This is a genomic window from Flavobacterium sp. (assembly GCF_020217025.1).
Lineage (GTDB): Bacteria > Bacteroidota > Bacteroidia > Flavobacteriales > Flavobacteriaceae > Flavobacterium.
In genome coordinates this window covers 1-10,000 of sequence record NZ_JAIWOF010000129.1, presented here as the reverse complement: position 1 = coordinate 10,000, position 10,000 = coordinate 1, and the positions used below count along the sequence as shown (strand labels likewise).

The window sequence follows — 10,000 nt, the reverse complement described above, 5'->3', positions numbered from 1 at the left end:
CCTAATTGACCAATTTCACGAATAGATCGAATTAAATCTTCTTTGCTGTATTTTTGACCAGGTTTTGTTCTTAATTCTCTGTAGATTACATGGTCATTCGTTTTGTCATTCCCTACAACTGTAATTTTATTAAAATAAGCTATTGGTCCTTCGGTAATTCTAATTTCAAAATCAATAGTATCGTTAACAGTTCTCACTTCAACTGGATTAACACTTGAAAATAAATAACCGTTATTTTGATATTCATTAGTTATGTCTAATCCATCAGGTTTTGACTGGTCTGCAATTCTCTTTTGAAGTAAGGTTCCATTATAAACATCCCCTTTTTTTATTCCTAAAATGTTGTTTAATTGTCGGTCAGTATATACCGTATTTCCAAGGTATCTAATATCACCAAAATAGTATTTTCTTCCTTCTTCTACTTTTACTTTGATTGCAATAGTGTTATTTTTTTTGTTATATGATACCGAGTCATAAATAATACGAGCATCTCTGTGTCCTTTTTCTTTGTATTTTGTAACAACGTTATCTAAATCTTCTTTGTATTTTTCTTTAATGAATTTTGATGATTTAAATATTCGTAAGACATTTTTTTGTTTCGTATTTTTAAATGCTTTTTTTAATTTGGCATCTGTTAATTCTGAATTTCCTTCAAAATCGATGCTTTTTACCTTAACTTTTGTTCCTTTATCTATATTAATTACCATGTTAACATTACTATTTGTACTGTCTGGTATCGTATTTATGGCTACTTTAGTGTTGTAAAAACCTTCTTTTTTATACTTGTTTTCAATATAATTTTTAGTAGTAGTTAGTAAGTTTTCATTTACTATTTTACCTTTCTTTAATTCAGTTTCTTTAATTATTTCTTCTGATTTTCCTTTTTTGACACCTTTGATCTTAATGTCAGAAATTTTAGGCAATTCATTGATGTTCAATTCAAGGTAAATACTATCACCTTTAATTTCATTAACATAAAAATTTACATCAGAAAATAATCCTAATTTCCAAAGTTTTTTAATAGCTATACTTATATCTTCTCCCGGAACAACGATAGATTGTCCTTTTTCCAATCCAGTGAAGGTTGTAACAGTTTGCTCGTTATAGGAAATTTTTCCTGTAACAGATACCTTAGCTAATATGTATTCTTTTCCGTTTTCAAGTTTAGTTTCTTGAGAAAATATGGAAGAGCTGTTTAGTAATATAAAAATTGAAAGTAGTTGTAATCCTTTTTTAAACATTTTTTTCGGGTATAATTTGTTCGCTAGTTTTTCCAAAGCGGCGTTCTCTTTTTTGATAACTAATAATTGCTTCATATAAATGATTTTCTGAAAAATCAGGCCAAAGGACTTCCGTGAAATAAAATTCTGCATAGGCTATTTGCCATAACAGGAAATTACTTATACGATGTTCGCCACTTGTTCTGATTACTAAATCGACATCTGGTAAATTGTGTGTGTAAAGATGCTGATTAATAATTGATTCGTCAATAGCCTCTTCAGAAATTATATTATTTTTAACTTTGTTTGAAATTTTTTTAACAGCTTGTATGAGTTCTTCTCTAGCGCCATAGCTAAGTGCTAAAGTTAGTGTCATCCTAGTGTTTTCAGAAGTTTTGTCTATTACTTCTTGTAATTCTTTTTGAACGCTTATGGGTAAATTTGTTAAATTTCCTATAGCATTTAATTTGATATTGTTCGCTTGTAATGTTTTGATTTCTTTCTTTAAAGAAGAGATTAACAGTTTCATTAAGGTCTCTACTTCTAATTTTGGACGATTCCAATTTTCAGTTGAAAAAGCGTAAAGCGTCAGGTTTTTTATTCCAAGTTTAGCACAAGTTTCAACGGTAGATTTAACCGACTTTGTTCCACTTTCATGGCCCAATGCTCGAATTAATCCCTTTTGTTTAGCCCATCTTCCATTTCCATCCATAATTATGGCTAAATGCTGTGGAAGAGTTGCTGTATTTATTTGTTGAACTAGCTCCATTTTTATTTTACGCAAAAACAAGGGTTTTTACCAAATGTGTATGTTAATGTTAAACCGGTAAATACATACCAATCATTACTATTTAAATTTCCAAAACGCAACGTTTCAAAATTGTCATTTTTAGGATTACTTCCGTCTAAATTGTCTGTAAACGTATAACGAAATCCTACTTCAGCTCCAATTACAAAATTCTGAAAAAATCTACCTTTTATTCCTACCATCATTGGTATAGCAAAAGTACTACTTTGATAATCGAGATGGCTTGTATTGTCTAATATGTAAATTTCATCATAAATAAAATAACTTACACCACTGTAAACATAAGGAGAAACCTTTGTTTTAGAATCATGTAAATCAAAATCCATAAAATTAAATTCCAATCCAGCTGAGAATTCTTTTACGCTATTTTCAAATGAATTCCCTCTTAGGTATCGGCTTGGAACATCGCTATCTATGTCTTTCGATTTTAAACTTCCTTGATAATATGAAAATCGCCAAGCATGTCTAGGACTTCTATTCCATTTATAAAGAATTCCAATTGCAGGTTCGTTCGGTGCGATATAAGTCGTTGGACCAACATCACCAATATAATTAACGCCACCAACAAATATACCTAATTCGTTTATTTGAGCATGTGTGTTAAACCCGCAGAAAATCAGCGTTATATAGATTAAAAAGTACTTCATTTTTTAAAATAGTTTGCAAATATAACAATATTGACTTCTTATCCCTATTTTAAAGGATTTTTTTGTTGTCTTTTGATAAACTAAAAACGTTAAAAAACGAAAAATGATATAACAAAGGTGTTAATTTCTTTTGTCTTCTCCCCAAAGTAGTTTTTTTCGAATCGTATTTAGAAATGATTCTTCTTTAAATTCAATAATTGATATGGTAAAAGGCGATTTTTTAATTTTTACCACCGTATCTTTTGAAACCGCTGATATTCTTGAATCTAATGAAATTAAAAACTGTTCTTCTCTACCCGAAATGCGAAGTTCAATTTCCATATCATCTGTAATAACTAAAGGTCTAGCATTTAAATTATGTGGAGCCATCGGTGTAATAACCAAGCTTTCTACATTTGGAGTTAAAACGGGTCCGCCACAGCTAAGTGAATATCCTGTTGAACCAGTTGGAGTTGAAACAATTAAGCCGTCTGCCCAATACGATGTAAGGTATTCGCCATTTAAATACGTAATAATGGTAATCATCGAAGTAGTGTCTTTTCTTGCAACCGTTACTTCGTTTAGAGCAAAATTTAATTCGCTAAAATTGTCGTATTCAGGAGTGGTTTCAATACTTAATAAGGTTCTTTTTGAAATGGCGTAATCGTTGTCCAATAATTTTTGCAAAAGAGGCTCAATGTTATCAAACTGAATCGTTGCTAAGAAACCTAATCTTCCAGCGTTAATTCCAATTATTGGGATGTTTTTATCTCTAACAAAAGTAGCTGCTTTTAAAATGGTTCCGTCGCCACCAATACTTATTAACGCTTTAAAATCATTATTTAATGTTTTGTGGCAGGAATAGGTTTCGTAGTTTTTTGAAACGATTTTTTTTTCTTTTAAAATGTCTAAAAAATGTGCTTCAAATGCAATTTCAATCTCTTTTGATTCTAAAAACGAAACTACTTTTTGTACTGTTTCTGCCGTACTATTTTGATAATATTGACCAAATAATGCTATTTTCATTACGATCTATTTTAAATATTTAAGTATTTATCTAAGTAATCTGAACGTTCTTTTAAGCTATTTAAATAAGAATCTTCCTGATGTTCCGAAATAATTTCATATTCATAACGTCTAAAAGTTTGAATGATATCGTTTAAACCACTTTGACTGATTTTTACCGTAATTTCCACTTTGTTTCCTACAACATTTGAAATAAACAATCCTAAAATTTTAGCATTATTACTTTCAATAATTTGAGCTACTTGACTCATGGAAAATTTATCCGATTCTTTTTCTACGACAATAATTCCGCCTTCTTCTTTTAAAAATGGCGTTTCATGAAAAAAGCGAATTACATCTTCAAGTTCGTAATATCCTAAATAAGTATTTTTGTCATCTAAAACCGGAATTAAGTTGCTTTCATTTTTGGCAAAAATTTCTAAAACATCAAGCCAAATTGTTGTTGTGCGAACAAAAAAACGTTCAAAATGAAATCGACTATCATTAATAATAGAAGCGCTATTTAAAAGTTCTACATTTTCTTTACTCACACAACCTATATAAACACCATCTTCGGTTACTGGAAAATGAGTGTATGGGAAATCCAAAAATAAATCCTGTGCTTCCGCTATAGAATCGGTATGCTTTAGCGGTTTAATTTCGTTGTTTATGTAGCTTATTAAATTATTCATTGTGGATATGATGAAAATATATCGCAAAATAATCAAAAAATACCACATGCTAGCTAACTTATACTTTGTATTTTTGTATAAATTTAAAATTATTATGACAAAGTTATCTGTAAACATCAACAAAATAGCCACACTTCGTAATTCAAGAGGTGGAAATGTGCCTGATTTATTGAAAGTTGCAAAAGACATTCAACAATTTGGTGCCGATGGAATCACCATACATCCAAGACCCGATGAAAGGCACATTCGCTATCAAGATGCTCGCGATTTGAAATCGGTTGTTTATACTGAATATAATATTGAAGGAAATCCGCAACATAATTTTATTGATTTGGTTTTAGAATGCAAGCCAACTCAAGTGACTTTGGTTCCTGATGCTATTGGAGCGTTAACTTCAAATGCGGGTTGGGATACAATAAAACATCAATCTTATTTGGTAGAAGTGATTCAAGAATTTCAACGTAACGGAATTAGAACTTCTATTTTTGTAGATGCCGATGAAAAAATGATTGAAGGTGCAAAAGCAACTGGTACAGAAAGAATTGAATTGTATACCGAATCTTTTGCACACGAATATGGTTTAGGAAATAAAAGCGGAATTGAGCCTTACGTAAAAGCGGCAATCAAGGCGAATGAACTAGGACTTGGAATTAATGCAGGTCATGATTTGAGTTTGGAAAATATTAAGTTTTTTAAAGATAATATTCCTGGATTGCTTGAAGTTTCCATTGGTCATGCTTTAATTTCTGAATCTTTATATTTAGGATTGGAAAATGTAGTGAATATGTATCTTCAAAAATTGAGATAAGATGTTATTGCATTCAAGAATAGAAGGAGAAGGAAAACCTTTGGTAATTATTCATGGTTTTCTTGGAATGTCAGACAATTGGAAGACTTTAGGAACTCAATTTGCAAATGAAGGCTTCCAAGTTCATGCTTTAGATTTGAGAAATCATGGTAAAAGTTTTCATTCTGAAGATTTTTCATATGATATCATGGTAGAAGATGTAAAGCAATATTGCGATTATCATCAACTTACAGATGTCAATATTATTGGGCATTCTATGGGCGGAAAAGTTGCAATGCTTTTGGCAACAACATATCCTGAATTAGTTTCTAAATTAATTGTGGCTGATATTGGTCCAAAATATTATGCGCCACATCACCAAACCATTTTGGCAGCTTTGAATGCGGTTGATTTTTCAAAAAAACCGAGTAGAGGAGAAGTTGAAGAAATAGTTTCGGGTTACATTAAAGATTTTGGAACAAGACAGTTTTTGCTAAAGAATTTGTATTGGGCTGCTCCAGAACAATTGGCTTTTCGTTTTAATTTAAAAGTTTTTAATGAAAAAATAGAAACCATTGGAACCGCTTTGCCTTTTAATAATGTTTTTTCTAAAGCAACTTTGTTTTTAAGAGGTGATAAATCGGATTATATTTTGGATAGTGATTTTGAAACCATTTATCACCATTTTCCAAAAGCGAAGATTGAAACAATTAAGAATGCTGGACATTGGTTACATGCAGAAAACCCAAAAGATTTTTATTCCTGTGTACTAGATTTTATTAAATAAAACCACTAAAAAATTATGCATGCATAATTTTTTAGTTAAAAAAATTGTAAAATTCATATTTTGTTATAATTTTGAAGTATTGATTATAACAAACAAAGAAAAAAAACTAACACATTTTTACATTATGAGAAAATTACTTTCTTTAACATTATTGGCTTTGGCTGGCTCTACTGCTTTTGCAGGTGGATATAGAGTAAGTATTCAAGGCCAAAAGCAATTGGCTTTGGGGCACACGGGTGTTGCTGTGGTTAATAGTGCTGAGGTTGCTTTCTTCAACCCTGCAGGTATGGCTTATTTAGACAAAAAATTCAATTTATCTGTTGGAGCGAATGGGTTGTTTGCAAATACTAAATTTCAAAATTCTAGATATGGTTGGGAAGCTGACACAAAGAATTTTGGTACTCCTTTTAGTGTTTATGCTACTTATAAATTAAATGATTGGTTTACGGCTGGTTTAGCGGTTTATACTCCGTATGGAAGTGCTGTAGAGTGGGATCAAGATTGGGAAGGGTCACACTTAGTTAATAATATTGATTTACAAGCGATTTTTGTTCAACCTTCTATTTCTGTTAGAGTTGGAGAACATTTTAGTGTGGGTGGTGGACCTATTTTTGCCACTGGTTCAGTTAATTTTAATAGAAATGTTGATAGATCTACTACGAATTTAGCAGGAGAAAGAACAGATTTAACAATTGAATCAAAAGGTATTACGGCTTGGGGTTATACAGCTGGTTTTATGTTTAATCCAACTGATAAATTAAGAATAGGTATGAATTACCGTTCTGAAATCATTATGGAAGCAAGAGACGGGGATGCGACATTCAATGACTACCCTGAATTCGGAACTGCACCAACAACAAAATTTAACGCAGATTTACCTTTACCTGCTGAGTTAACAGTTGGATTGTCTTATAAGTTTACTGATAAATTTTTAATGGCGTTTGATTACAATAGAGCAATGTGGAGTGTTTATAAAAGTTTAGATGTAGATTTTACTAATCCTGCTGTAGCTGATTCACATAATCCTAGAAATTATAAAAATTCAAGTACTTATAGAGTAGGTATGCAATATATTGCAAATGATAAATTTACATTCAGAGCGGGTTGGTATTTTGATGAAAGCCCAGTTCAAAATGGTTACTTTGCTCCAGAAACACCAAGAAATGACTCAATGGGTTATACGGGAGGTTTAACATATCAATTTAATAGTAAATTAGGAGTTGATTTATCGTTCTTGTATTTACATTTTGATGAAGTTGATAATTCTTACGACCATGTTAGTGATGGAAGTAGTTTTGGAGGAACATACAAATCTGTTGTATTTTCACCAGGAATTGGTATAACTTACGGGTTTTAATTTTTAATATTTGAAAGATGAAAAATAAATTTATATACTTAGCTATTTTAGCTGCTGGTTTTGCATCATGTGAGCCAGAATTTGAAAATGAAGTAAGTGCAAACTATTCTTCAGGTGATGCAGATTTTACATCATATGTAGCTATTGGTAATTCATTAACTGCAGGTTACATGGATGGGACAGTTTCTAGAGTAGGTCAAACGTACTCTTTTCCTAATTTACTTGCTCAAAAATTCGCTTTAGTTGGTGGAGGAGAATTTACTCAACCTTCTTATGAAGATGATGTTGATAATTTGGGAGGATTAATGTTAGGGGGAATACAAATTGGTAATACGCGTTTGGTAATTGATTATTCTCAAGGTCGTCCTGAAAATTTAGTTGGCACACCAACTATTGAGGTTTCAAATTTACAAGCAACTGCATATAACAATATGGGTGTTCCAGGGGCAAAATCATTTCATTTAGGAGTTTCTGGTTATGGAAATTTAGCAGGTGTAGCTCTTGGACAATCAAATCCATATTTTGTAAGACACGCTACATCTCCTACGGCAACTGTTTTAGGTGATGCAATGTCTAAAAACCCTACATTCTTTACTAACTGGATTGGTGCAAATGATGTTTTATCGTATGCAACAAATGGTGGTGCTCAATCTGATGGTGTAACTCCAGCAGCTGATCATAACACTACAGGGAACATGAATCCTGCTACTTATGGTGGAAATGATATCACAAATGCTAATGTGTTTGCAAGTGTTTATTCTACAATAGTTAACACTCTTACTATGAATGGTGCTAAAGGAGTTGTTGCTACTGTGCCAAGTGTAACTTCTATTCCTTATTTTACAACAGTTCCGTTTAATCCAGTTCCATTAGATAATGCAACTGCAACTCAATTAAATAGTGGTTATGCTACATATAATGGTGGTTTAGATTTAGCTTTTTCAAATGGTTTAATTACGAATCAAGAAAGAATGAAAAGAAAAATCAACTTTGTTGCAGGAAAAAACCCTGTGGTAATTGTTGATAACGATTTAACTAATTTGTCTGGATTAGGAATACTTTCTTACAGAATGACTACTTCACAAGATTTAATAGTTTTACCAGCAAGTTCTTTTATTGGTACAACGGTTGGTGGAAATCCTACATTAATTAATGGAGTAAGCGTGCCTCTTTCAAATAAATGGGTTTTAACAGCGAATGAAAAAGCTAAAGTAGCTAGTGCAACAGCTTCTTACAATGCTTCTATTCGATCAATTGCTGCTTCTAAAGGTTTGGCAGTGGCAGATATGAATGCTATTATGAATCAATTAATCGGTGGGTTAAGACTTGAAGATGGAACTATTTATACTGCTAATTATTTCTCTGCAGCAACAGCTAGTAGTGTTTTATTTTCTTTAGATGGTGTTCATCCAAATCCACGTGGTTATGCAGTTATTGCTAATGAAATTATAAAAGTAATCAATAGCCATTATAACGCTAATTTGCCAATTTATTCACCAGCAAATTTCCCTGGAGTTAATATTGTAGGTACAAATTAAGTTTTTGTATAAAAATTAAAAAAGGCATCATTATTGATGCCTTTTTTTGTAATTTTAAATTTCTTAATCAAATAAAATGAATTTATTAATTAAACTTCTTATCAGTACAATAGTAGTTTTTGTGCTGTCTTATTTTTTACCAGGTGTTCATGTTACTAGTCTTACAGGTGCTTTAATGGTAGCTGTTGTGTTGGGTTTGCTTAATACATTTTTAAAGCCAATATTGGTTTTACTTACAATACCAGTAACTTTTTTTACACTTGGATTGTTTTTATTGGTTATCAATGCTATAATAATTTTAATCTGCGATTATTTTATTGTAGAGTTTCGAGTTGATGGATTTTTAGATGCACTTTTATTTAGTGTCTTATTGTCTATTATTCAGTCAATTTTAAATAAAATCTTTGTTAGTGAAGATTAATTTTTAGCTAATTGAATTTCAGTAAATTAAAAACTTGTTTGGGTTGCAAAAATTCTATAATTTTGCAACCCAAATTTTATGGTACTTAAACAAAAGAAATAATGAACATTACAAAAACGCAAGTTGATGATTTAAATGCTATTGTAACAGTAGCAATTACGAAAGAAGATTATTCGGATAAAGTAGAAAAAGTATTAGCTGACTATAGAAAAAACGCATCGGTTCCAGGTTTTAGAAAAGGTGGCGTTCCAATGAGTTTAATTCAAAAACAATACGGTAAAGCAGTTTTATTAGATGAAGTAAACAAAATTTTACAATCATCTTTAAATGATTATTTAGTAGCTGAAAAATTAGATATTTTGGGTAATCCACTTCCAAAAGTAACAGAAGATTTTAATTGGGATAATGATAACTTATCATTTGATTTCGAATTAGGATTAGCGCCTCAGTTTTCAGTTGATTTAACAGCTAAAAATAATGTTACAAAATTCAACGTTATTGCAGATGACAAAATGTTGAATGAGCAAGTAGAAAGAATTCAAAAACAATACGGAAAATTAATTTCTCAATCTGAAGTAAAAGCAGACTACGAAGTAAGAGGAACTTTTACTAATGAAGAAAAAGGAATCAATGCTCCAGCTAACTTTGGTTTAGATATTTTTGCTGATAAAAAAGTAGCAAAAGCTTTCATTGGTAAAAAAGTAGGTGATGTTGTAACTATTGGAACTAAAGGTTTATTTGACGATGATCATAAATTAA

11 protein-coding genes are annotated in these 10,000 nt (G+C 31.1%); 6 read left to right on the top strand and 5 right to left on the bottom strand.

What is annotated here, in order from left to right:
* The 5 genes from LDL23_RS06460 to LDL23_RS06440 all read right to left on the bottom strand — a co-directional run.
* A partial coding sequence (locus LDL23_RS06460) for a POTRA domain-containing protein (RefSeq protein WP_291264976.1) occupies window positions 1-1,316 on the bottom strand: 1,316 nt, incomplete at its 3' end.
* Window positions 1,234-1,989: an isoprenyl transferase gene (locus LDL23_RS06455; protein ID WP_291264975.1), complete on the bottom strand. Its 756-nt coding sequence runs from the start codon at window positions 1,987-1,989 to the stop codon at window positions 1,234-1,236. The genes LDL23_RS06460 and LDL23_RS06455, both read right to left, overlap by 83 nt.
* A 2-nt stretch (window positions 1,990-1,991) precedes the next feature.
* The gene (locus LDL23_RS06450; protein ID WP_291264974.1) at window positions 1,992-2,675 is read right to left on the bottom strand and encodes a DUF6089 family protein; all 684 of its coding nucleotides are present in this window, start codon (window positions 2,673-2,675) and stop codon (window positions 1,992-1,994) included.
* Between the two features lie 120 nt (window positions 2,676-2,795).
* Entirely contained in the window at window positions 2,796-3,680 is an 885-nt protein-coding gene (locus LDL23_RS06445) for an NAD kinase (RefSeq protein ID WP_291264973.1), read from the bottom strand.
* Between the two features lie 11 nt (window positions 3,681-3,691).
* Window positions 3,692-4,351 carry a CBS domain-containing protein gene (locus tag LDL23_RS06440; protein ID WP_291264972.1) on the bottom strand — a complete coding sequence of 220 codons (660 nt, stop codon included), beginning with the start codon at window positions 4,349-4,351 and terminating at the stop codon, window positions 3,692-3,694.
* 94 nt (window positions 4,352-4,445) lie between these two features.
* Here LDL23_RS06440 and LDL23_RS06435 point away from each other — a divergent pair, with 94 nt between their 5' ends.
* The 6 genes from LDL23_RS06435 to LDL23_RS06410 all read left to right on the top strand — a co-directional run.
* A complete protein-coding gene (locus LDL23_RS06435) occupies window positions 4,446-5,159 on the top strand; it encodes a pyridoxine 5'-phosphate synthase (RefSeq protein WP_291264971.1) in 714 nt (237 codons plus the stop codon).
* 1 nt (window position 5,160) lies between these two features.
* On the top strand, window positions 5,161-5,925 hold the full coding sequence (locus LDL23_RS06430) for an alpha/beta fold hydrolase (RefSeq protein WP_291264970.1): 765 nt from the start codon (window positions 5,161-5,163) through the stop codon (window positions 5,923-5,925).
* 124 nt (window positions 5,926-6,049) lie between these two features.
* Window positions 6,050-7,282 (top strand): outer membrane protein transport protein, encoded by a 1,233-nt coding sequence (locus tag LDL23_RS06425; protein WP_291264969.1) that lies wholly within the window; start codon window positions 6,050-6,052, stop codon window positions 7,280-7,282.
* Window positions 7,283-7,299: 17 nt separating this feature from the next.
* Window positions 7,300-8,820 (top strand): SGNH/GDSL hydrolase family protein, encoded by a 1,521-nt coding sequence (locus LDL23_RS06420; protein WP_291264968.1) that lies wholly within the window; start codon window positions 7,300-7,302, stop codon window positions 8,818-8,820.
* Between the two features lie 76 nt (window positions 8,821-8,896).
* Window positions 8,897-9,241, top strand: coding sequence for a phage holin family protein (locus tag LDL23_RS06415; protein ID WP_291264967.1), 345 nt, complete (start codon window positions 8,897-8,899; stop codon window positions 9,239-9,241).
* A gap of 101 nt (window positions 9,242-9,342) precedes the next feature.
* Window positions 9,343-10,000, top strand: a 658-nt coding sequence (locus tag LDL23_RS06410) for a trigger factor family protein (protein WP_291264966.1), incomplete at its 3' end; no start/stop codon positions are given.